This window comes from Streptomyces sp. ATCC 21386, from assembly GCF_018728545.1.
Taxonomy (GTDB): Bacteria; Actinomycetota; Actinomycetes; order Streptomycetales; family Streptomycetaceae; genus Streptomyces.
This window is the reverse complement of the sequence record NZ_JAAVVL010000001.1, coordinates 7,882,811-7,904,581: the sequence shown is the minus strand read 5'-3', so window position 1 is coordinate 7,904,581 and position 21,771 is coordinate 7,882,811. Positions and strand designations below refer to the sequence as shown.

Genomic DNA, 21,771 nt, shown 5'->3' with positions numbered 1-21,771 from the left:
CACCCGGAGCACCGCCGACGGGGCGCTCACGCACCCTCCTTGAGCACCCTTCTGATCAGCTCCCGCTGCTCCTCCGACAGCGTGGGGTCCGCGCAGCGCACGACCCTGCCGTCCACCGTGATCTCGTACGAGAAACCGTCCGGCACCCCGAGCCCCGGCGAAGCCCGGCCGGTGGTGAGGGCCCGTTCGGCGAGGGCGTGCCAGTCGGGGGCATCGGGCCGCCCGGCGGTGTCCACCACCGCGTGCCGCTCGATGCCCGCGAAACCGCCCGTGCGCCGCACTTCAATCCGCATGGGTCCTGTCTAGTACGGATCGGGGCCGCGGCGCAGCACCGCCGCCGCCCGCCGCGCCCTACAGGGTGCGCACACCCACCTGCTCCCAGGCCTTCAGCACCGCCGTCAGTTCGTCGCCCTGTCCGTAGCGGTCCTTCGCCGCCTTGACCGTGAGCGTGGCGAAGTCGACGAAGAGGGCCTGCTTGTCCAGTGCGCCGCCGGTCAGGACGTCGTACCAGATCTGTCCGGCCCGCTCCCAGGCGTGGCCGCCGAGCGCGGTGGCCACGAGGTAGAACGCGTGGTTGGGGATCCCGGAGTTGATGTGCACGCCGCCGTTGTCGCGGCCCGTGCGGACGAAGTCGTCCATGGTCGCCGGCTGCGGGTCCTTGCCGAGGACGTCGTCGTCGTACGCCGTGCCCGGGGCCTTCATCGACCGGAGCGCGACCCCGGTGACGCGGGGTGCCAGCAGGCCGGCGCCGATCAGCCAGTCCGCCTCGGCGGCGGTCTGGCCGAGCGTGTACTGCTTGATGAGGGCGCCGAAGACGTCCGACATCGACTCGTTGAGCGCGCCCGGCTGGCCGAAGTACGTGAGGTTCGCCGTGTACTGGGTGACGCCGTGGCTGAGTTCGTGGCCGATGACGTCGATCGGGATGGTGAAGTCGAGGAAGATCTCCCCGTCCCCGTCGCCGAACACCATCTGCTCGCCGTTCCAGAAGGCGTTGTTGTAGTCGCGCTCGTAGTGCACGGTCGCGTCCAGCGGCAGCCCGCCTCCGTCGATGGAGTCGCGGGCGAAGGACTTCCAGAACAGTTCGTAGGTCGCCCCCAGGCCCGCGTACGCGCGGTTGACCGTGGCGTCCTTGCCGGGCACGTCCCCCTCGCCGCGCACCTTCCTGCCGGGCAGGTCCGTGCCGTGGCGGGCGTCGTGGATCGTGCGGTGCGGGGTGCCGGCCTCGGCGCCGACGGGCGCGGTGACGGACGGGGCGCCGATGACCGTGGTCAGGCGGCGGTGGGTGCGTTCGAGGGCGTCGCGCTCCAGGGTCTTGCGCGCGGCGCCGGCGAGCACCGGGTCCTCGGCCTGGGAGAGCTTGTCGAGGACGTGGGGTGGGACGACTGTGCAGAAGACGGGCTCGTGGCCCCCGTTGGTGGTCATGTCCCGCACGATTGCACTCCGTTCGGGGACTGTCACTGGGGGCAACCATGATTGGTGAAATGTGGCTGTATGGGTTGCGATTCGTCACCGTCGTGTTACTGAGGGTTGAGGTCGGACTTGCAGTGGGTGGGGGGTTCTCGCGCAGCTCCCCGCGCCCCTGGAAGGGTGCGTTGTCGCGCCCCATGTGGGCTTGCGCACCTTTTGCCCCCTATTCGGCCTCGGTCCCGCATACTGATACGACCCCGCACGGCAGAAACGGCTCGGCTAGGCTGCTCCGCATCATGCGTTTCGGGCTGCTTCTCCTTAGCTGCCGCGGCGAGGGCCTGTAGTCGAGGCCGACCCCCTCCCCGCGGTGCTTTGGCGTTGCGTCGTCGGCCGTCCTTTCCGGACCATCGAGGAGCCCACGCACCATGGCGAACCGCCAGCAGCCCACGTCCATGCCGATCCACAAGTACGGGCAGTACGAGCAGGTCGACATCCCCGACCGCACGTGGCCCGACAACCGGATCACCGTCGCCCCCCGCTGGCTCTCCACCGACCTGCGCGACGGCAACCAGTCCCTGATCGACCCGATGTCGCCCGAGCGCAAGCGCCGGATGTTCGACCAGCTGGTCAAGATGGGCTACAAGGAGATCGAGGTCGGCTTCCCCGCGTCCGGACAGACGGACTTCGACTTCGTACGGTCGATCATCGAGGAGCCGGGCGTCATCCCGGACGACGTCACCATCTCCGTACTGACCCAGGCCCGTGAGGACCTGATCGAGCGGACCGTGGAGTCCCTGAAGGGCGCCAAGCGGGCCACCGTCCATCTGTACAACGCCACCGCGCCCGTCTTCCGCCGGGTCGTCTTCCGCGGCTCCAAGGACGACATCAAGCAGATCGCCGTGGACGGTACGCGGCTGGTGATGGAGTACGCGGAGAAGCTGCTGGGCCCGGAGACGGAGTTCGGGTACCAGTACAGCCCGGAGATCTTCACCGACACCGAGCTGGACTTCGCCCTGGAGGTCTGCGAGGCGGTCATGGACGTCTGGCAGCCCGGTCCGGGCCGCGAGATCATCCTCAACCTGCCCGCCACGGTGGAGCGTTCGACGCCGTCGACGCACGCGGACCGCTTCGAGTGGATGGGGCGCAACATCTCCCGCCGCGAGCACGTCTGCATCTCCGTCCACCCGCACAACGACCGCGGCACCGCCGTCGCGGCGGCCGAGCTGGCGCTGATGGCCGGCGCCGACCGCGTCGAGGGCTGTCTGTTCGGGCAGGGCGAGCGCACCGGCAACGTCGACCTGGTCACCCTGGGCATGAACCTGTTCTCGCAGGGCGTCGACCCGCAGATCGACTTCTCCGACATCGACGAGATCCGTCGCACGTGGGAGTACTGCAACCAGATGGAGGTCCACCCGCGCCACCCCTACGTGGGCGACCTGGTCTACACGTCCTTCTCCGGCTCCCACCAGGACGCCATCAAGAAGGGCTTCGACGCCATGGAGGCGTCCGCGAAGGAACAGGGCAAGACGGTCGACGACATCGAGTGGGCCGTCCCGTACCTGCCGATCGACCCCAAGGACGTCGGCCGGTCCTACGAGGCCGTCATCCGGGTCAACTCGCAGTCCGGCAAGGGCGGTATCGCGTACGTCCTGAAGAACGACCACAAGCTGGACCTGCCGCGCCGGATGCAGATCGAGTTCTCCAAGCTGATCCAGGCGAAGACGGACGCCGAGGGCGGCGAGGTCACCGGCGCCGACATCTGGGCCGTCTTCCAGGACGAGTACCTGCCCAACCCCGACAACCCGTGGGGCCGCGTCCAGGTCCGCAACAACCAGTCGACCACCGACAAGGACGGCGTGGACACGCTGACCGTGGAGGCCGAGGTCGACGGTGTGGAGACCACCCTGGTCGGCACCGGCAACGGCCCGATCTCGGCGTTCTTCCACGCGCTGCAGGGCATCGGCATCGACGCGCGGCTGCTGGACTACCAGGAGCACACGATGAGCGAGGGCGCCTCCGCGCAGGCCGCCTCGTACATCGAGGTCGCCATCGAGGACAAGGTCCTGTGGGGCATCGGGATCGACGCGAACACGACGCGTGCCTCGCTGAAGGCGGTCGTCTCCGCCGTCAACCGAGCGGCCCGCCGACCAGCCTGACCGGCGGTTTGAAGGTCCCGTTCGCCGGATTCCGGCGGACGGGGCCCGTCGTTAACCGGCCAAACCGTGTGCAGGTCGCGGGAAGGCCTCGTCCGGAGTACTGACTGCGCCTCATCGATGTGGCTAACATCACGCAAGCGCGGCAATGTTGCCGAGGGGGCACTTCCCGCGCCCGAGGGGCCGTGTGTGGGGGAGTTACGGAGGTGCGACGTGCTGCCAGGACGGGACCCGATCGGCCGTGCCGCCGCGCTCGCCCGCGACGGGCGGACCAGCCGTGCCACCGGGTTCTCGCGTGTGCTGGGGACCCGGATCGCGTGGACGGGCGTCGGTGACGGCGAGTTCTTCTGCCCCTGCTGCGGAGGCGACCGCAACTACCAGCGCCTCACCGGCCGCCGCCGCTTCACCCTCCTCGGCGTCCCCGTCCTGCCCCGCGGCGAGACCGGGCCCGTCGTCGAATGCGCGGCCTGCCGCCACCACTACACCCTCGACGTCCTCGACCACCCCACCACCACCCGCTTCTCCGCGATGCTCCGCGACGCCGTCCACACCGTCGCCCTCGCCGTGCTCGCGGCCGGCGGCACCTGCTCGCGCACCTCGCTGACCGTCGCCGCGGGCGCCGTCCGCTCCGCCGGGTTCGACGACTGCACGGAGGACCAACTCGGCGCCCTGGTCGAGGCCCTGGCTGCGGACACGGGCCGCGTCCACGGCGAACCGTGCGGCCCCGGTCTGGCCATAGAGCTCCACGAGGCCCTCGACCCGCTGGCGCCCCACCTCGCCCCGACCGGGCGCGAGGCGATCCTGCTCCAGGGCGCGCGGATCGCGCTGGCGGACGGGCCGTACACCCCGGCGGAACGGGACGCGCTGGCCACGGTGGGGGCGGCGCTCACGATCTGCGCCGACGACGTGACCCGCCTCCTCACGGCGGCCCGGACCCCGTCCTGACCGGACCCGGGCCGCGTCTCAGCGGGACCCCGTACCAGCAGGACACCCGCCCGGGCCGGTCGGGGAGGGTGACCCCGGGAGCGATCTGAGCACCCCCCGGCTCCTGGTCCTGGCTCCCGAGGGCTCTTCAGAGCAGGCCCGCCGCCGCCAGGTACTTGCCGACCCGCTCGGTCTCCGCCTCCGACAGGGGGACCTGGGGTTCCGCCGTGGCGGGGCAGGCGATGACGCCGCGCAGGTGCAGGGCGGCCTTGAAGGCGCCGAGGGCGGAGGACGAGCCGCCCATGCGGGCCGGGTCCCCGGCGCCGACCATGCCGAAGAGGGCGCACAGGCGCTCCTGCTCGGCGCGGGCCCGGTCCAGGTCGCCGGCCCGGAAGAGGCGGTGGAGGCGGACGTACCCGACGGGATCGACATTTGCCAGCCCCGGCACCGCGCCGTCGGCGCCCAGGGCGAGCGCGGAGTCCACGAGGAGTTCGGAGCCGGTGAGGCAGCTGAAACCGGTGCGGGCGGGATCGGTGCGGGCGCCCGTGACCACCCTGCGGAACGCGGCCAGGTCTCCGCTGGAGTCCTTCAGGCCGGCGAGGACCCCGTCCGCCGCCAGCTCCAGGACCACCTCGGCGGGCAGCGTGCAGTGGACGGCGACCGGGATGTCGTAGGCGAAGACCGGGACGGGGGAACCGGCGGCGAGCAGCCGGTAGTGGCGGGAGATCTCCGCCGGGTGGGTGCGCGCGTAGAACGGGGCGGTCGCCACGACGGCCTCCGCCCCGGCGGCGGTCACGGCGCGGACGTGGTCCAGGACGCGCGGTGTGGTCATGTCGATCGCCCCCGCGAGGACCGGGAGTTGGCCGCCGACGTGAGCGACCACGGTCTCCACGACCCGCCGCCGCTGCGCGTCCGTCAGGAAAGCAGCCTCCGACGACGAACCGAGCACGAACAGCGCGTCCACCCCGCCCGCCACGAGATGGTCGACCAGCCGGACCAGCGAGGGGACGTCCACCTCGCGGTCCGGTGTCAGAGGCGTGCAGACGGGCGGGATGACACCGGTCAGCGGGGCGGGGAAGGACATGGCGGCTCCCTGGTGCTGGACTTCGCTGGACGTCACTGGGCATCGTGGACGGCGTCCGGCGCGGGCGCGGCCACCGCCTGGGCGACCAGGTCCCGCGTCGAGTCCGTCTCCTGCACAGGATGGTGGCAGCGGAAGCGGTGTCCGGGGGCCGACGCGGCCGCGAAGTCCGGCATGATCTCCGCGCAGACGTCGTCCGCCTTCCAGCACCGGGTACGGAACGGGCAGCCGCTCGGCGGGCGCGTCGCCGACGGGACGGGGCCCACCAGGGGGATCGGGTCGATCGGGTCCAGCAGGCCCGGCGTCGCCGAGAACAGCGCGCGGGTGTAGGGGTGCCGGGCGCGGCCGGTGACCAGGGCCGCGGGGGTCTCCTCCACGATCCGGCCCAGATACATGGTGACCACCCGGTCGCTCATCCGCCGTACCGTCTGGATGTCGTGCGAGACGAAGACCAGCGCCAGACCCAGGCGTTCCCTGAGGTCCAGGAGCAGGTTGAGGATCTGGGCGCGGACCGAGACGTCCAGCGCGCTCGTCGGCTCGTCCGCGACCACCAGTTCAGGGTCGAGCGCCAACGCCCGTGCGATCGCCACGCGTTGCCGCTGACCGCCGGAGAGCTGTCCGGGCAGACCGTCCGCGAGCGCCGGGGGCAGGCCGACCAGCGACATCAACTCCCGCACCCGGTCCTCCCGTTCGGCCGGGGTGCCGCGCCGGTGCACGTCCAGCGGGTCCCTCAGGATCCGGCGGACCGTCAGCCGGCGGTTCAGGGCCGTCGACGGGTCCTGGAAGATCATGCCCGTGCCGCCGCCGACGGTCGCCCGGCGCTCACCCGGCTCCATCGACCACAGGTCCCGCCCCCGGTACGCCACCGTCCCGGCCGTCGGCCGGTCCACCCCCACCAGCAGCTTCGCCAGCGTCGACTTGCCGCACCCCGACTCGCCCACCACGCCCACCGTCTCACCGGGCGCGATCACCAGGTCGGCGCCGGTCAGGGCGTACACCCGGTCCCGGGTGAACAACCCGCCGCCGCGCGCCCGGTGGACGACATGGGCGCCGGAGACCTCCACGAGCGCGTTCACCTGACCGTCTCCCTCCCGTCCCTGAGGTCCACCACCGGGTGGTGGCAGGCCACCGTGTGCGCACGGCCGCCCAGCAGGGCCGGGGCCGTCGTGCGGCAGACCCCGCTCGCCCTCGGGCAGCGGTCGGCGAAGCGGCAGCCCGCCGGGAAGTCGGCGGGCGCGGGGACGACACCCCTGATCTGGGTCATCCGCTCGGCCGCCGACTCCAAGGAGAGGACGCTGCCCAGCAGCCCGCGCGTGTAGGGGTGGGAGGGCCGCTCGACCAGGTCCGCCGTGATGCCCGTCTCGACGATCTGCCCGCCGTACATCACCACCACCCGGTCGGTCACGTCCGCGACCAGGGCCAGGTCGTGGGAGACGAGGATCAGCGCGAAGCCGAGTTCCGCGCGCAGCCGCAGCAGCAGTTCGATGATCTGCGCCTGCACGGTGACGTCGAGCGCGGTCGTCGGCTCGTCGGCAACGATCAGCCGGGGGTCGCGGGACAGGGCCATCGCGATGAGGACGCGTTGGCGCTGGCCGCCGGAGAGTTCGTGCGGATAGCTGCGCAGGGTGCGGTCGGGGTCCAGGCCGACCAGGCGCAGCAGTTCGGGCGCGGGGCGTCTGCCGCCCCTGCGCACCACCTGCTTCAGCTGGGCACGGACGGTCATCGCCGGGTTCAGCGAGGACAGGGCGTCCTGGTGGACCATCGCCATCTCGTGGCCGAGCAGCCGGCGTCGGGCCCGCATCGGCTCGCCCACCAACTGCCGCTCGCCGAAGAGGACCTGTCCGCGCACCCGGGCGCCCCTCGGTTGCAGGCCCATCACCGTCAGCGCGGTCAGCGACTTGCCGCAGCCCGACTCGCCGACCAGGCCCAGCACTTCACCGGGGCGGACCTCGAAGCTGATGCCGTCGACGATGTCCACGCCCCGGTGCCGTTCGTCGAAGCCGATCGCCAGGTCCCGAACCGACAGCACGGGCCGGCCCTCGGGGAGGGGGCGGGCCCGGGAGCGCAGCCGCGCGGCCGCCTCGGCCAGACCGGGCAACTCCGCGACCTCGCCGCCGCCCGCAGCCTCTCCGCCCACCGCCTCGCCGCCCGCCTCCTCCGCACCACCACCGATCCCGGTGACCTCCAGCCGGCCGCCCTGCTCCTGCGGCTCCGGCCGGCCGCCCCGCTCCTGTGGCTCCTCCCGGTCCGTCCCCTGCAGCGGCTCCGGCCGCCCTGGCGGCTCCGTGCTCCGCGCGGCCGGCGCCGCCCACGCGTCGGAGACGCCCTCGGAGAGCATGTTCAGGCAGAGGACCGTGACCAGCATCAGCAGGCCGGGGAAGACGGTCGCCCACCAGCCGCCGGTCAGCACCATGTTCTTGCCGTCCGCGATGACACTGCCCCAGGACGGGTCCGGCGGCCGTACGCCCGCGCCGATGAAGGACAGCGACGCCTCGAAGACGATCGCCTCGGCGACCTGGACGGTGCAGAACACGAGCACCGGGGCCGCGCAGTTGATCGCCACGTGCCGGACCACGATGTGCGGGGTGCGGGCCCCTATCACCCGCTCGGCGGTCACATAGTCCTCGCCGTACTGGTCGAGGACGTTGGCCCGGACGACCCGGGCGACCGGCGGGGTGAACAGGAACGCGATCGCGCAGATCAGCACGGTGATCCCACCGCCGAAGACGGCGACCAGGACGGCGGCCAGCGCGATGCCGGGGAACGCCATGACCACGTCCAGGCAGCGCATCAGCGTCTCGTCGACCGCCTTGCGCGAGGTCGCCGCGACGGCGCCGACGACCGCGCCCACGACGAGGGCCAGCGCGGTCGCGCCGAGTCCGATCGCCAGCGACCAGCGGGCCCCGTACATCAGCCGGCTCAGGATGTCCCGGCCGAGGCTGTCCTGGCCCATCCAGTGGTCGGCGCAGGGTGCGCCCGTGCCGCCGACCAGGCTCCGCTGGTCGAGCGGGTCGTACGGGGCGAGCCACGGTGCGAGGAGCGCGGTGAGGACCACGACCGCCAGGAAGCAGACCGCGATCCGGGACAGCGGCGGCAGGCCGCGCCAGGAGCGCGGCCGGACACCGGGCCGGGACAGGGCCTCGGTCAGGCGCCTGCGCGTGGTCACGATCAGACCGAACATCAGGGCATCAGCTCCCGCCCCGAACGCCCGTACAGGGGTCCACGCCCCTCGGACGGCGTCAACTCGCCTCCCTGATACGGGGGTTCACCAGCAGATAGAGGACGTCGATCACGAGGTTGACGACCACGAACCCGACCGCCGTGGTCAGGACGACCCCCTGGACGACCGCCGGATCGCCGTTCTTCACGGCGTCGATCATCAGCTTGCCCATGCCCGGCAGCGAGAAGATCGTCTCGATGACGACCGCGCCGCCGAGCAGATAGCCGACGCGCAGCCCCAGCACGGTCAGCGGATTGATCAGCGCGTTCCGCAGCACGTTCCGGCCCACCACCACCCGGGGCGGCAGACCGCTGCCGATCGCCGTCCGCACGTAGTCCTTGTCCAGCTCCTCGACGACCGCCGTCCGCACGATCCGGGTGAGCTGCGCCGCCACCGGCAGCGACAGCGCGAGCGCCGGCAGGGTCATCGTCCGCAGCCACCCCGTGAAGGAGTCAGCCGGGTTGATGTAACCGCCCGTCGGGAACCAGCCCAGGTCCACCGCCAGGTACTGGATCATCAGCAGCGCCAGCCAGAACCCGGGCGCCGCCACCCCGGTCAGCGACACCACCCGGATGAACTGGTCCGGCAGCCGGTCCCGGTGGATCGCCGCCGTCACCCCGCCGAGCAGCGCCAGCACGACCGCGATCCCCAGTCCGAGGAAGGTCAGCTGGAGCGTGAGCGGCAGCGCGGTCGCCACCTGGTCGACCACGGGTGCCCGGGTGAGCGCGCTGATCCCCAGGTCCCCGTGCAGCAGATCGCCGACGAAGCCGGCGTAGCGGACCGGCAGGGGATCCAGCAGCCCGTTCTCCGCCCGGAACTCGTGCAGCTGTTCCGGCGTGGGATTGGCCCCCTGGAAGAACGCGGACGCCGGGTCGACGTCCGAGAACCGCATGACGACGAAGACGAACAGGATGATCCCGAGCAGCAGCGGAACGAGCAGGGCGATCCGCCGCAGCAGGATGCGCAGGACGGCGATCACGCTAGACCCACTTGGCCTGGAGCAGGTTGATCCCCGGATACGGCTGTGCCCTTATCCCCGACAGCCGCTTCGGGTTCCACGCGGTCATCAGCTCGTTGTGCACCACCGGGTAGAGCACGGCCTGTTCGGCGACGATGTCGATGTAGTCCTGGACCATCGTCCTCTTGCGGTCGGCGTCCGGTTCCCGTGTCGCCCGGTCCATGTCCTTGAACAGCGCCTTGGCCACCGGATCGTCGGCCCACCGCGCGTACTGCATCCACAGGTTCTGCGGGCCGTAGTTGTACCGCATGATGAGATCCGCGTCGAGCCCGAACTGGTTGGGGTTCGAGGCGGCGGCGACCACCTGGTAGTCCCGCTTCTGGTCCATCTTCGTGAAGACGGCGGTGGTCTCCTGCGGCGAGAGCGTCGTCTCGACCCCGATCGCGTCCCAGGACGCCTTGATCGTCGGCAGACAGTCCACGATCCAGCTGACGTTCACCGCCAGGATCTCGATGCTCAGCCCCTTCACCCCGGCCTCGGCGAGCAGCGCCCTGGCCTTGTCGGGGTCGTAGGCGTAGACGCTCTTCGCCGGCCGGTAACTCGGATTCCCCTCGTCGAGGAAGGAACTCGCCGGTTTCCCGTGACCCTTGAGCGCGACCTCGATCATCTTGTCCCGGTCGATCGCGTGGTGCAGCGCCTGCCGGACCCGTACGTCGTCGAAGGGCTCGCGCCGGGTGTTGAACATCAGGAAGAGGTTGTTCATCCCGGAGCCGCCCTGGACGGACATCCCGCCCTTCTCCAGCTGCCCGATGTTGGCGTAGGGGATGTTGTCGGCGATCTGCGCGCCCGCGCTCGCCCCGGAGATCTTCGCCACGCGCGGGGCCGCGTCCACGATGGTCAGCCAGTTCATCTTCTTGAAGGCGGCCGGGCGGGGGCCGTTGTAGTCGGCGTACGCCTCGAAGGTGGTGTTGGACTTCGGGTGGTGCGCGGTCTGGCGGTAGGGCCCCGAGCCGATCGCCTTGCCCTTGATGGCTTCCTCCCAGGCGCCCGGCCGGGAGAACACGTGCTTCGGCATGATCTTCGCCAGCGTCAGCCGGGCGATGCCGTCCGGGAAGGGGAACTTGAGCACCAGCTCGACATTGCGCGCGTCGATCTTCCTGACCTCCTTCAGCCAGCTCGCGAAGAAGCCCTTGGCGAGGGTCTGGGTGCCGGGGTCGAGGATGCGCTCGTACACGAAGACGACGTCGTCGGCGGTGACCGGCCGACCGTCGTGGAAGGTGGCGCCGGGCCGCAGCTCGAAGGTCCAGGACGTGCCGTCGAGGTCGCCCGGTACGGCCGTCGCGAGCGCCGCGTACGGCTCGCGCGAGAGGGGGTCGGTGTCGAGGAGGCCCTCGTAGATGTGGTTGTTGGCGGCCATGCAGAAGGCGGACGCGGTCTGGGTCGGGTCCCAGCTGCCGTCGTTGCCGTAGCCGATGACGGCCGTCAGCGTACCGTTCCCGCCGCCTCGGTCGCCGGTGTCGTTGGTGGACTCCGGGCCCGCCGAGCAGGCGGCCAGCGACGAGGAGACGGCGGCGGCCGCGCCCAGCGCGCCGGAGTACTTCAGGAGCGACCGGCGGCTCGGCGCCGGGGCGTCACGGATCACGTCGCGCACGGTTCCTCCAGGGAGGGAGAGGAGATACGACGTCCTACGTCCTACAGGGAGCAGCGTGACCCTAGGAGCGCCCGTGGGGGCGGTCAAGAGATCGCACACGAATGGCGTACGTGCCAGAGGTGCGACCAATGACGGATCAACGCCGGTGTGAAATAACGACAGTTGAGGGCCCGTTAGGAGAGGGTTTCCCGGGGTGATCACGGGACGTTAACCTGGCGTTCCCCTGGCCCTTTCATGTGGTTCCCGTCCGGAGGTGGGACGTCGGATGTCCGGCGAGCGTACGATGCGGCGCATGTCTCAGGAGAGCGGGAGCCGGCGCCGGCCCGAACGGCGGGTGGGCAGCCAGATCCAGCGTGAGGTCATGCAGCTCATCCTCGACCGCGGTCTGCAGGCGGGCGCGCCCCTGCCCACCGAGACGGAGCTGATGGAGGACCTCGGCGTCAGCCGCAACTCCGTCCGCGAGGCCCTCAAGGCCCTCCAGGCCCTCGACATAGTCGACATCCGGCACGGCTACGGCACCTACGTCGGCGAGGCGTCCCTCACCCCCCTCGTCGACGGCCTGACCTTCCGCACCCTGGCCCGGCCCGACGGCGACACCGCCGCGCTCGCCGAGATCCTCCAGGTTCGCGAGGTGCTGGAGGACGGTCTCGTACGACGGGTCGCGGGCACCCTCACGGACGACGAACTGGACGCGCTCGCGGCCGTCGTCGACCGGATGGAGGCGGCCGGGGAGGCGGGCGAACCCGTCGCCGAACTCGACCGCGACTTCCACGAACTCCTCTACGCCTCCCTCGGCAACGCGCTCATCCCGCAGCTCCTCGGCGCCTTCTGGACCGTCTTCCTGCGGGTCGCGGGCGCCCGCGGCTGGACCGACGACCCCACCCCCGAGCTGACGGTCCGCCGCCACCGGGACATCGTGGCCGCCCTGCGCGCCCGCGATGTCGAGGGTGCCCAGCGGGCGATGTCCGACCACTTCAGAGGCATCGAGGCGAGGGCGGCGCAGGCCTCGCGAGGGGTGGGCTAGGCCATGGGGGAGAACCTGACCGGGCCGACCGGGCCGACCGAGCCGTGGGACCCCGCCGACGCCGGTGTGCTGCGGCTGCCCTCCGGGCGGCTGGTGCGCGGCCGGGGGCTGCGCCGGCCGCTGCCCGACGGCACGGTCCCCACCTACGCCGTGTACCTCCTCGGCAAGGAGCCGCCCGAAGTCCCCTGGGAGTCCCGCTGGTTGCGCTGGCCCGACTTCCGGCTGCCCGGCGACCGGGCGGAGGCGGACCGGGTGCTGCGGGACGCCTGGGAACGGGCCGCCGTCGACCGGGTCGAGCTCGCGTGCGGTGGCGGCAAGGGCCGCACGGGCACGGCGCTGGCCTGTCTCGCCGTCCTCGACGGCGTACCGCCCGAGGAGGCCGTGGCGTACGTGCGCCGGCACTACGACCGGCACGCGGTGGAGACGCCTTGGCAGCGGAGGTACGTGCGGAGATTCGGCTGAGCGCCGGGGGAGGCTCGGGGAGGCTCGGGGAGGAGGAGCCGAAGACGGGCAAATCGTTTCCTCATGATCCTTTCCGGATATTCGGCAGGTAATCCGAGGAAAGCGGTCCATGAGGGAGGTCCGGGCGGCACCATGAGGCAGGAGATCACTCTGCTGATCCGGCCCGAACACGCCCGTCGAACTCACCCCTGAGGCCGTCAGTGACGACACCACCTTCTCCGCCCGCACCGCCCGCCCCGCCCACCCCGTCCGACCCCCGAGGGCACAACAGGGGGATGATCATCGCGGCCGTCATCACGGCCGCCGCGAGCATCACGGTCGGGGTGATGACGACGACCGGTTCCGGGAAGTCCGAGTCCGAGGCCGGGCGTTCGTCCGTCCAGGCGACGGCACCGGTGGAGTCGCCCACCCCGGCCGCCGACCCCACACCCACCCCTTCCGTGATATCGACCCCGCCCACGACACCACCCTCGACCCCGCCCCCTGTCCCCACACCCGCCCCCACGCAGCCCGTCGCCCAGGCGGAGCGTCCGGCACCGGAGTTGGCCGGAACCTGGGTGGGCACCGCCACGGAGTCCAACAGCGACTCGACCGACTCCTACCGCGTGCGGCTGGAACTGACCGATGGCGCCGTCGGCGGGGACATCGGCGAGGTCCACTACGAGATGCGGGACTCCCGATGCCAGGGCGACCTGACCCTGCTGGAGGTGGACCCGGTCAGCGAGGCACTCTCCCTCGGCGAGTACATCCAGACCGGCAACTGTGTGAAGGGTGGGCGGATCACCCTCACCCCGCTGTCGGACGGCACGCTGGACTTCGCCTACACGGGCGCCAAGGTCGACGGCTCCGAGCAGTCGGTGAACGCCGTTCTGGCGAAGGTCCGTTGAGGACGGCGGCCCCTCCTCCCCGCCACCCCTGCCCGTCCCATCCGCAGGGTGCTGCCCCTGGCCCCGCTACGGGGTTCGCCGCCGAGGCGGCAACGGGGGCGGGGTGCAGCCCTCGGGGATGGGACGGGTAGGGGCGGCGGGACGGAGGGCCCCGGGCCGGGTCCGGCTAGGGGCCGGTGCTCGCGGGCCCGTACAGCGCGTTCGGCGCGCCCGTCATCAACGCCCAGTACCTGTCCCCGTACGACCAGTGCCACCACTCGGTGGGGTAGTTGACCAGCCCGGCCGTGGTGAGCGCGGCCGAGAGCGTGCGCCGGTTGCGGCGGGCCGTGTCGGAGATGTTGGGCGCGTCGGTGTAGCAGGCGTCGTCGCACTCCTCGGGGCTGGCGTCCAGGCGCGTGCCCATGTCGAGTTCCTCCCCGGCGGCCGTGCACAGGGTGAGGTCGACCGCGGCGCCGGCGACATGCGGCCCGATCTCCGGTGGGGAGAGCGAACGGCTGGTCTGCACGCGGAGGTGCTCCTCCGTCCAGTCGGGGTTGGCGAGCCGCAGCTCGGCGGCGTACCGCTCGAAGTACTCGATCTGCAGGGCCAGTGGCCGGTACCCCTCGGTGACCAGCAGCCGCAGCCCGTCGGGCAGCAGCCGGGCGGCCCGCGCGAGACGCCAGGCGACGCCCTCACGGAGGTGCGCGTACGCCCCCTCCGGATCGGCCTGACGGGAGTCGACCACCACGAAGGGCAGCTCCCTCAGATCGACGAGGGGCTCACCGCACTCCTGGACCGGGACACCGGCGACCTCGGGGTCGCTCATGAGGATGATCGAAGGCATGCGTCGTCTTCCACCGGGCGGGAGGTGCGATGCGTCGGGGTGTGCGGCAGCACCCCGGGGAGGGACTTGATCCCCTGATGTCCCTCCCCGGGGGCTTCCCCCCTTGAGTGGTGGTTCGTGGCCTGGCTCCGGGCCTCCCCCCAGCCCGTCCTGCTCGTGCGATTCCACTGTTGTCACGTTCCCACCGGTCCGTCCCCTGTGCGCTCCGGTGGGCCGACCGGCCGGGCGGTGGTCGCCCGGCCGATCCGTTGTTCCCCCGAGAACAACGAGAATGGCGGACTCCGCTGGAAGTTCTCTGCAAGTCCGCCGCAAGCGGGTTTCGGCCGGGCCGACTGTCCGGAACGCGCCCTCGGCACGGCGTGTTTACGTATCCGCGTAAGCAATTCCACCTCGGAGTCTGACTCTCCAGGCCTGGCCCAGACCGGGGCAGCCGCCCTCGCCGCCTACCTCTGTCACCGTGGGGTGCGCTGGTGGGACGACGGGGGACTGAACGGAGGGCGGCGCCGTCCGGCGCCGGGCGAGATCTGGCACGCCTCGGTGCCGTTCCGGGAGTCCGCCGGCGAGAAGCCGCACTACTGCGTGGTGATGCGGCCCCGCCTCCGCCATGTCGAGGTCCTGCAGATCACCAGCCAGGACAAGGACCACCGCGCCGACTTCGTCCGGATCCCCAACGACGGCTGGGACTCCTCCTCCGGCAAGGCCCACTGGGTCGAGATCGGCCTGCCGCCCCGGCTCGTGCCCTACGAGAACTTCACCAGGACCCGGCCCAAGGGCCGCTGCCCGAAGCCGACCTGGCGACAGCTGCGGGCCGGACGCCCGGCCACCGGCCCCGTCCGCACCCTGCGGTCCCGCGTCAAGGGAGTCACACCCACGGCCACGGCTCGTGCCGCTCGCGGGCCTCGCAGGCGTTGAACACCGCCATGGCCTCGGCCCGCAGCTCCTCCGCGCCGGACCGGTCCCCGAGGGCGGCCCGGACCACCGACAGGTTGCGCAGGGCGCGGGCCCGGGGGAGCGGCAGGGCGAGGACGCCCCAGAGCGCGGCGGAGGCCGTCAGCAGCCCCTCCGCGTCCGTCAGCCGCCCGTCGGCCAGCGCGCACTCGCCGAGCGTGCGCAGTGTCAGGGCCTCGCCGAAACGGTCCTCGTGGGTCCGGCAGACCTCCAGGATCTCGTGCAGCTCCGTCTCCGCCTCCCGCACGTGCCCGAGCCGCAGCCGCGCCTTGGCGCGGGCCCGCAGCGCGTACGCCGCCATGTGCGGGTCGCCGAGGTCGCGCAGGATCTTGAGCGCCTGCTCCGCCACGCGCGCGGCCTCCTCGTACGCGTCCAGCGAGCGGTGCACCAGGCTGAGCGTGCGCAGCGCCAGCGCCTCGCCGCGTCGGCTGCCGAGCCGCCGGTAGGCCCGCAGCGACTCGTCGAGCAACGGGAACGCGCCCTTCTGGTCGCCGAGTTCGAGGCGTACGGAACCGCCGTACCGGCAGGCGACCCCGACGCCCGTGTCGTCGCCGACCCGCCGGAACCCCTCGGCGGCGTCGGTCAACGCCCTTTCCGCGTCGCGGAGTTCGCCTACCTCACGGCAGGCGCTGCCGAGGCCCGCGAGGGCGGCGGAGCGGCCGCGTACGTCGCCCAGTTCGGTGCAGATGCGCTCGGCGGTGCGGAAGTACTCCTGGGACTCGGCGATGCGGTCCTGTTCGTAGCGGAGCTGTCCGAGGCCGATGATCAGCAGGGCCTCGCCCGAGCGGTCCTCGGCCCGGCGCGCCGCCGCGAGGGCGGCGTCGTGGCTGCGCCACCAGGCGTCGAAGCGGTTCTTGATGGCGAACGAGGAGGAGCACAGGGCCGCTGCCGCTTCGCAGGCGAGGGTGTGCAGGCCGAGGGCTGCCGCCCGTTCGACGGCCGTGGTGAGGGTGTCGGCTTCGACGTCGAACCAGGCGAAGGGGTCTTCGAGGGCTCGGCGGGTGGTGTGTGCGCCTACGGGGGTGGGGGGTTCTGTTGTGCCGCGGCTTTCGGTCGGGGGTGGTTGAGCGCGCAGTTCCCCGCGCCCCTTGGGGGTGAGCCTCTGTCTCAAAGTCACCGCGCCTGAGGGGGATTGTTCCGTCACCCGGTCCATCAGCCACAGGCCTGCCGTCAGGGCGCGGCCCACCGCCGCCGTGCGGTCCTCTGCGGGGTCCTCGGCCTCGGCGCGTTCGGCGGCGTAGACGCGGACCAGGTCGTGCAGCCGGTAGCGGGGCTGGCCGATCTGGTCGGTGCCGGGGCAGGTGATCAGCTGGGCGTCCAGGAGTCGTTCGAGGATCTCCTCCGCCTCGTCCTCGGTCATGCCGGCGAGCGCGGCCACCGCCCACACGGCCACGTCGGCCGAACCGAGCGTGGCGATACGGCGCAGGACGCGGCGGGCGCACTCGTCGAGCGCCTGGTAGCTGAGGCCGAGCCCGGCCCGGACCTCCAGGTCGCCCACGGACAGCTCGTCGAGGCGACGGTGTTCGTCGGCGAGCCGCTCGGCGAGCACGCTGGGCGTCCAGTGCCGCCGGGTCGCGAGGCGGGCGCCGGCGATCCGCAGGGCCAGCGGCAGCCCGCCGCACAGCTCGACGATCCGGCGGGCCGCGGCCTGTTCGCGCGGGTCGTCCGGGGTGCGCTCCGGGCCGGTGACCCTGGTGAGCAGTTCGAGTCCGCGGGCGTCGTCCAGGACGTCCAGGTCGGTGCGCCGCGCCCCGACGAGTCCGCCGAGCCGGGCCCGTGAGGTCACCAGGACTCCGCAGCTGGCGCTGCCCGGCAGCAGTGGCCGTACCTGGGCCTCGCCGTTCGCGTCGTCGAGGACCAGCAGGATCCGGCGTCCGGCGACCAGGCTGCGGAACAGGTCGCCGCGTTCGGCCGTGTCCTCCGGCGGGTCGGCGCCGAGCGCCCGCAGCAGCCGGCCCAGGACCTCGGCGGGTGGCACGGGTTCGCTGAAGCCGTGCAGTTCGGCGTAGAGCTGCCCGTCGGGGTACGCACCGGCGACCCGGTGCGCGGCCTGCACGGCGAGCGCGGACTTGCCGACCCCGGCGGCCCCCGAGACCACGACGACGGGCATCGCCTCCCGGGCGGCGGTCAGCCCCTCGACGACCCCGGCCAGCTCCTCCTCCCGGCCGGTGAAGTCGCCGATGGCGGGCGGCAGGAGCGACACCGCCCGGGGCGCGGCCGCGCCGACCGGGCCCGGAGCCGGGGGCGCCGCCGTCCCGGTGAGCAGGGCCGGATCGGCCCGCAGGATGGCCTCGTACAGGCGGTTCAGCTCCGGACCCGGGTCGAGGCCCAGCTCCTCGGCGAGCACGGCCCGCCCCTCCGCGTGGACGGCCAGCGCGTCGGCCTGCCGCCCGAGCCGGTAGAGGCCCAGCATCAGCTGCCCGCGCAGCCGTTCCCGGGCCGGATGCGCGCCGACCAGCGCGGTCAGTTCGGTGACCAGTTCCGCCTCGTGCCCGCCGGTCTCCAGCTCGGCGGCGATCCGTTCCTCCAGGGCCGCCTGCCGGGCCTCCTCCAGCCGCCCGGCCTCACCCCGCAGCGCCTCCCCGACCCCGCCGAGCGCCGGGCCCCGCCACAGCTCCAGCGCCTGGCGCAGCAGCCGCGCGGCCTCCATGGGGTCGCCTTCGGCGGCGGCCCGCCGCCCGTCGGCCGTGCGGGCCTCGAACTCCGCCAGATCGACCCGGCCGACGCCGGGCCGCATCACATATCCCGGCGGCCGGGTCTCGATCGCCTCCGCCGCCTGCGGGGGCAGCGCCCGGCGCAGGGCCGACACGTACGTCTGCACCAGCGCCCGCGCGGTGTCCGGGGGATCGTCCCCCCAGATCACGTCCACGAGCGAGTCGGCGGGCACCACCTGTCCCGCCCGCAGTAGCAGCACGGCCAGCAGTGCGCGCGGTTTCGGGCCGCCCAGTCGCAGGGGTCTGTCACCGTGCCATGCCTCGACCGGGCCGAGCAGTCGGAATTCCAGCTCCACGGGTCCCATCTTCCGTGCTGTCGGACCGCCGGGACAGCGGTTGCTCACGCACCGTTCGACGCTCATGTACGGCGAGTGGTTTCCCAGGACGCATGATGCGCCGCGGAGTTGTCGGAAAACGGGGCAACCGAAGGGAATCTTAGGTGGACGACGCGGAGATTCCCCACGTGTGTGCGGACCACCTGTGACGATGCTGTGAGAACCGCCGGGCTACGGGTGTACGGGGTACGCCGCCTGGAAGGCCAGCCGGCGGTCCGCACCGGCGCCCAGCGGGTCAAGGAGGTCGTCGAGGGCGAGGAACTCCTCCCAGACGGGCCGGCCGCCCACCTCCGCGAGCCGGCCGACGACGAGGTCCTCCAGCTCCCGCACCCGCTTGTTCTTCCACACCTTGTCGGCCAGGGAGACCAGCAGGTCCTCCATCCCGACGCCGGGCTCCGCCCATGCCGCGTGCGTGGCCGCGAACTACCGGTCCGAGGGGGCCGTCGGGTTAATTCAACACATCCGCGCGGACCCGGAGTTGTGCGGGACAGACTCCGGCCGAGTTTAGACACAGTGGGTCATCGAGGAGATGCGAAGAGTGAAATTCGGTGATGCGGGGGAGCACCGTGAAAGCAGGTGGAGAAGGCTCGGGGGACGGTACTCGGCGGGCGCGTCGAAGAGGCGGAGGAATCGGTGGAGGAATTGCGGCGGACGGCCGAAAGGGCGGGAATTGTTCTGCCGTCACCGGGCCTCTCGGCGGCGGCCCTGCGGTGAACGGCAACGGGAGGAAACCGGCGATCGGCACCTACGCGGTGGACACCCGCACCGGGCAGGTCGGCCGCGTCATGGGCCACGAGGGGCCCTACGTACAGCTCCGGCCGGTCGGCGGCGGAAGGGAGTGGGACTGCGCCCCCGAGGTCGTACGGGCCGCGACGACCATAGAGCGACTGCGGGCCGCGACGGCCTACGAGAACGCACGCAGCCGGGGCGAGGTCCCTTGAAGGGGTGAGCGCCGGACGAGGTCCCGCCGCGCACCGGCCGTAGGCGAGAATGGGCGCCATGAGCCTATTCCGGGACGACGGTGTCGTGCTGCGCACCCAGAAGCTGGGTGAAGCGGACCGGATCATCACGCTGCTCACCCGTGGGCACGGGCGGGTGCGGGCCGTGGCGCGCGGGGTCCGGCGGACCAAGTCCAAGTTCGGCGCGCGGCTCGAACCCTTCTCCCACGTGGACGTGCAGTTCTTCGCGCGGGGCAGCGAACTGGTCGGACGCGGGCTGCCCCTGTGCACCCAGAGCGAGACCATCGCTCCCTACGGCGGCGGCATCGTGAGCGACTACGCCCGCTACACCGCCGGAACGGCCATGCTGGAGACCGCCGAGCGGTTCACGGACCACGAGGGCGAGCCCGCCGTGCAGCAGTACCTGCTGCTCGTCGGCGGGCTGCGCACCCTCGCCCGCGGCGAACACGCCCCGCACCTGGTCCTCGACGCCTTCCTGCTGCGCTCCCTCGCCGTCAACGGCTACGCCCCCACCTTCAGCGACTGCGCCAAGTGCGGCATGCCCGGCCCGAACCGTTTCTTCTCCGTCGCCTCCGGAGGCTCCGTCTGCGTGGACTGCCGGGTGCCCGGCAGCGTCGTACCCTCGCCACAGACGCTGGAACTGCTCGCCGCGCTCCTCACGGGAGACTGGGAGACCGCGGACGCGAGCGAACCGCGGCACGTCAGGGAGGGCAGCGGGCTGGTGTCCGCCTATCTGCACTGGCATCTGGAGCGCGGCCTGCGCTCCCTTCGGTACGTGGAGAAGTCGTAGGCACGACCGACCCACCGGCACCCCTAAGGAGACGAGAAGCACATGGTGGTACGCGGGTTCCTCGGGCGTCAGCGCCGCGAGTACAAGGCGCCGACGCCGCACCCGTCCGGCGCCCGCGCGCCCAAGCTCCCCGGCGAGCTGGTCCCCGAGCACGTGGCGATCGTCATGGACGGCAACGGCCGCTGGGCCAAGGAGCGCGGGCTGCCGCGCACCGAGGGCCACAAGGTCGGCGCCGAGCGCGTGCTCGACGTCCTCCAGGGCTCGATCGAGGTCGGTGTCCGCAACATCTCCCTCTACGCCTTCTCCACCGAGAACTGGAAGCGCTCGCCCGACGAGGTCCGCTTCCTGATGAACTTCAACCGCGACTTCATCCGCAAGACCCGCGACCAGCTCGACGAACTCGGCATCCGGGTCCGCTGGGTGGGCCGGATGCCGAAGCTGTGGAAGTCGGTCGCCAAGGAACTGCAGGTCGCGCAGGAGCAGACCAAGGACAACGACCTGCTGACGCTGTACTTCTGCATGAACTACGGCGGCCGGGCCGAGATCGCCGACGCGGCCCAGGCCCTCGCCGAGGACGTCCGCGCGGGCCGCCTAGACCCCTCCAAGGTCACCGAGAAGACGTTCGCGAAGTACCTCTACTACCCGGACATGCCGGACGTCGACCTCTTCCTGCGCCCCAGCGGCGAGCAGCGCACCTCCAACTACCTGCTCTGGCAGAGCGCCTACGCCGAGATGGTCTTCCAGGACGTGCTCTGGCCGGACTTCGACCGCCGTGACCTGTGGCGGGCGTGTGTGGAGTTCGCCTCCCGCGACCGCCGCTTCGGCGGCGCCGTCCCGAACGAGGAACTCCTCGCGATGGAAGCCGCGATGGAGGGCCGGACGGAGGACTGACCGTGACGCGGGCCGGCGGGGAGAACGTGGAGCTGGTGTACCGGGCGGCGGTCGGGGACTTCCGCGAGGCGGTACGCGTGTCCTCGCGCGCCTCGGCCGTCGGCCGGTGGGGCCGGGCGCTGCTGCTGTTCGCCGCCGGGGCGGGCCTGTTCGTCACGGTCGTGACGCTCGCCCTGGGCGCCGTGCCCGACGCGCGGTCCCTGGTCATGCCGGTGGCGGCGGCGGGCGGCCTCGTCCTGCTGCCGCGGCTCCAGGCCCGCCTCCTGCACCGGCGGGCGGCGGCCCTCGGGCTGCACCGCGCCGTGCTGGACCCGTGGGGCGTGACGGTCGCGCACGACCGGGGCACCGAGCGCCCGGCCCGCTGGTCCCAGGTCTCCCGGTACGCGGAGACCCCGCACACCTTCGTGCTGCTCAGTGGCGCCCACGCGCCCCGTCTCACCGTGCTCCCGAAGCGCGGCCTGGCGACCCCCGCCGACGCCGACCGACTCCGCGCCGTCCTGACCCGCGAGGGCCTGACGCGGCTGTAGAGGGGCGGGATGAAGGC

General features: G+C 72.1%; 19 protein-coding genes and 1 pseudogene. 10 read left to right on the top strand and 10 right to left on the bottom strand.

Translation table 11 applies throughout. The features are described from left to right. Nucleotides 1–26: 26 nt before the first annotated feature. Nucleotides 27–293, bottom strand: coding sequence for a protealysin inhibitor emfourin (locus GWK25_RS33900; protein ID WP_215455364.1), 267 nt, complete (start codon nucleotides 291–293; stop codon nucleotides 27–29). 58 nt (nucleotides 294–351) lie between these two features. Then, nucleotides 352–1,422, bottom strand: coding sequence for a M4 family metallopeptidase (locus tag GWK25_RS33895; RefSeq protein ID WP_215455363.1), 1,071 nt, complete (start codon nucleotides 1,420–1,422; stop codon nucleotides 352–354). Nucleotides 1,423–1,832: 410 nt separating this feature from the next. On the opposite strand from GWK25_RS33895, the gene leuA reads away from it, so the two are divergent. Next, on the top strand, nucleotides 1,833–3,563 hold the full coding sequence (leuA, locus tag GWK25_RS33890) for a 2-isopropylmalate synthase (RefSeq protein ID WP_215455362.1): 1,731 nt from the start codon (nucleotides 1,833–1,835) through the stop codon (nucleotides 3,561–3,563). 210 nt (nucleotides 3,564–3,773) lie between these two features. Next, the gene (locus GWK25_RS33885; RefSeq protein WP_374200658.1) at nucleotides 3,774–4,505 is read left to right on the top strand and encodes a TerB family tellurite resistance protein; all 732 of its coding nucleotides are present in this window, start codon (nucleotides 3,774–3,776) and stop codon (nucleotides 4,503–4,505) included. Between the two features lie 127 nt (nucleotides 4,506–4,632). Here the strand turns inward: GWK25_RS33885 and GWK25_RS33880 are convergent, their stop codons facing one another. From GWK25_RS33880 to GWK25_RS33860, 5 genes are read right to left on the bottom strand one after another with little or no spacing between them, the layout of a single operon-like run. Further along, nucleotides 4,633–5,568, bottom strand: coding sequence for a dihydrodipicolinate synthase family protein (locus GWK25_RS33880; RefSeq protein WP_215455361.1), 936 nt, complete (start codon nucleotides 5,566–5,568; stop codon nucleotides 4,633–4,635). Between the two features lie 32 nt (nucleotides 5,569–5,600). Then, nucleotides 5,601–6,641, bottom strand: a complete 1,041-nt coding sequence (locus GWK25_RS33875; protein WP_215455360.1) for an ABC transporter ATP-binding protein — start codon at nucleotides 6,639–6,641, stop codon at nucleotides 5,601–5,603. Then, entirely contained in the window at nucleotides 6,638–8,746 is a 2,109-nt protein-coding gene (locus GWK25_RS33870) for a dipeptide/oligopeptide/nickel ABC transporter permease/ATP-binding protein (RefSeq protein WP_215455359.1), read from the bottom strand. Before GWK25_RS33870 ends, GWK25_RS33875 begins: the two co-directional genes overlap by 4 nt. A gap of 58 nt (nucleotides 8,747–8,804) precedes the next feature. Next, nucleotides 8,805–9,764 (bottom strand): ABC transporter permease, encoded by a 960-nt coding sequence (locus tag GWK25_RS33865; RefSeq protein WP_215455358.1) that lies wholly within the window; start codon nucleotides 9,762–9,764, stop codon nucleotides 8,805–8,807. Nucleotide 9,765: 1 nt separating this feature from the next. Next, entirely contained in the window at nucleotides 9,766–11,394 is a 1,629-nt protein-coding gene (locus tag GWK25_RS33860; RefSeq protein WP_215455357.1) for an ABC transporter substrate-binding protein, read from the bottom strand. A gap of 283 nt (nucleotides 11,395–11,677) precedes the next feature. On the opposite strand from GWK25_RS33860, the gene GWK25_RS33855 reads away from it, so the two are divergent. The 3 genes from GWK25_RS33855 (at nucleotide 11,678) to GWK25_RS33845 (ending at nucleotide 13,767) form a co-directional block, all read left to right on the top strand. Next, nucleotides 11,678–12,418, top strand: coding sequence for a FadR/GntR family transcriptional regulator (locus tag GWK25_RS33855; RefSeq protein ID WP_215457793.1), 741 nt, complete (start codon nucleotides 11,678–11,680; stop codon nucleotides 12,416–12,418). A 3-nt stretch (nucleotides 12,419–12,421) separates the two neighbouring features. Continuing rightward, nucleotides 12,422–12,880 (top strand): protein phosphatase, encoded by a 459-nt coding sequence (locus GWK25_RS33850; RefSeq protein ID WP_215455356.1) that lies wholly within the window; start codon nucleotides 12,422–12,424, stop codon nucleotides 12,878–12,880. Nucleotides 12,881–13,155: 275 nt separating this feature from the next. After that, nucleotides 13,156–13,767 (top strand): hypothetical protein, encoded by a 612-nt coding sequence (locus GWK25_RS33845; protein WP_215455355.1) that lies wholly within the window; start codon nucleotides 13,156–13,158, stop codon nucleotides 13,765–13,767. A 166-nt stretch (nucleotides 13,768–13,933) separates the two neighbouring features. Here GWK25_RS33845 and GWK25_RS33840 read toward each other — a convergent pair whose 3' ends face one another. Then, nucleotides 13,934–14,590, bottom strand: a complete 657-nt coding sequence (locus GWK25_RS33840) for a M15 family metallopeptidase (protein ID WP_215455354.1) — start codon at nucleotides 14,588–14,590, stop codon at nucleotides 13,934–13,936. A 462-nt stretch (nucleotides 14,591–15,052) separates the two neighbouring features. Between GWK25_RS33840 and GWK25_RS33835 the strand changes: the two genes are divergently transcribed. Continuing rightward, nucleotides 15,053–15,502, top strand: a complete 450-nt coding sequence (locus GWK25_RS33835) for a hypothetical protein (protein WP_215455353.1) — start codon at nucleotides 15,053–15,055, stop codon at nucleotides 15,500–15,502. On the opposite strand, the gene GWK25_RS33830 is transcribed toward GWK25_RS33835, so the two are convergent. Together GWK25_RS33830 and GWK25_RS33825 are read right to left on the bottom strand one after the other, a co-directional pair. Further along, on the bottom strand, nucleotides 15,453–18,557 hold the full coding sequence (locus tag GWK25_RS33830; protein WP_251829155.1) for an AfsR/SARP family transcriptional regulator: 3,105 nt from the start codon (nucleotides 18,555–18,557) through the stop codon (nucleotides 15,453–15,455). The genes GWK25_RS33835 and GWK25_RS33830 overlap by 50 nt on opposite strands. Before the next feature lie 201 nt (nucleotides 18,558–18,758). Beyond that, a pseudogene (locus tag GWK25_RS33825) lies at nucleotides 18,759–19,010 on the bottom strand (phosphohydrolase); the annotation flags it as partial. A gap of 287 nt (nucleotides 19,011–19,297) precedes the next feature. Here GWK25_RS33825 and GWK25_RS33820 point away from each other — a divergent pair. From GWK25_RS33820 to GWK25_RS33805, 4 genes are read left to right on the top strand one after another with little or no spacing between them, the layout of a single operon-like run. Then, nucleotides 19,298–19,528, top strand: a complete 231-nt coding sequence (locus tag GWK25_RS33820) for a hypothetical protein (RefSeq protein ID WP_215455351.1) — start codon at nucleotides 19,298–19,300, stop codon at nucleotides 19,526–19,528. Between the two features lie 58 nt (nucleotides 19,529–19,586). Further along, nucleotides 19,587–20,336, top strand: coding sequence for a DNA repair protein RecO (gene recO / locus GWK25_RS33815; protein ID WP_184894268.1), 750 nt, complete (start codon nucleotides 19,587–19,589; stop codon nucleotides 20,334–20,336). Nucleotides 20,337–20,378: 42 nt separating this feature from the next. Continuing rightward, nucleotides 20,379–21,227: an isoprenyl transferase gene (locus GWK25_RS33810; protein ID WP_215455350.1), complete on the top strand. Its 849-nt coding sequence runs from the start codon at nucleotides 20,379–20,381 to the stop codon at nucleotides 21,225–21,227. A gap of 2 nt (nucleotides 21,228–21,229) precedes the next feature. Then, nucleotides 21,230–21,754: a YcxB family protein gene (locus GWK25_RS33805; RefSeq protein ID WP_215455349.1), complete on the top strand. Its 525-nt coding sequence runs from the start codon at nucleotides 21,230–21,232 to the stop codon at nucleotides 21,752–21,754. The last annotated feature ends 17 nt before the right edge of the window (nucleotides 21,755–21,771 follow it).

Coding starts and splice junctions, on each gene's coding strand:
- GWK25_RS33900 (WP_215455364.1), bottom strand. CDS start 293: ATGCGGATTGAAGTGCGGCGCACGGGCGGTTTCGCGGGCATCGAGCGG.
- GWK25_RS33870 (WP_215455359.1), bottom strand. CDS start 8,746: ATGTTCGGTCTGATCGTGACCACGCGCAGGCGCCTGACCGAGGCCCTG.
- GWK25_RS33845 (WP_215455355.1), top strand. CDS start 13,156: ATGATCATCGCGGCCGTCATCACGGCCGCCGCGAGCATCACGGTCGGG.
- GWK25_RS33855 (WP_215457793.1), top strand. CDS start 11,678: ATGCGGCGCATGTCTCAGGAGAGCGGGAGCCGGCGCCGGCCCGAACGG.
- GWK25_RS33895 (WP_215455363.1), bottom strand. CDS start 1,422: ATGACCACCAACGGGGGCCACGAGCCCGTCTTCTGCACAGTCGTCCCA.
- recO (WP_184894268.1), top strand. CDS start 19,587: ATGAGCCTATTCCGGGACGACGGTGTCGTGCTGCGCACCCAGAAGCTG.
- GWK25_RS33850 (WP_215455356.1), top strand. CDS start 12,422: ATGGGGGAGAACCTGACCGGGCCGACCGGGCCGACCGAGCCGTGGGAC.
- GWK25_RS33810 (WP_215455350.1), top strand. CDS start 20,379: ATGGTGGTACGCGGGTTCCTCGGGCGTCAGCGCCGCGAGTACAAGGCG.
- leuA (WP_215455362.1), top strand. CDS start 1,833: ATGGCGAACCGCCAGCAGCCCACGTCCATGCCGATCCACAAGTACGGG.
- GWK25_RS33880 (WP_215455361.1), bottom strand. CDS start 5,568: ATGTCCTTCCCCGCCCCGCTGACCGGTGTCATCCCGCCCGTCTGCACG.
- GWK25_RS33840 (WP_215455354.1), bottom strand. CDS start 14,590: ATGCCTTCGATCATCCTCATGAGCGACCCCGAGGTCGCCGGTGTCCCG.
- GWK25_RS33830 (WP_251829155.1), bottom strand. CDS start 18,557: ATGGGACCCGTGGAGCTGGAATTCCGACTGCTCGGCCCGGTCGAGGCA.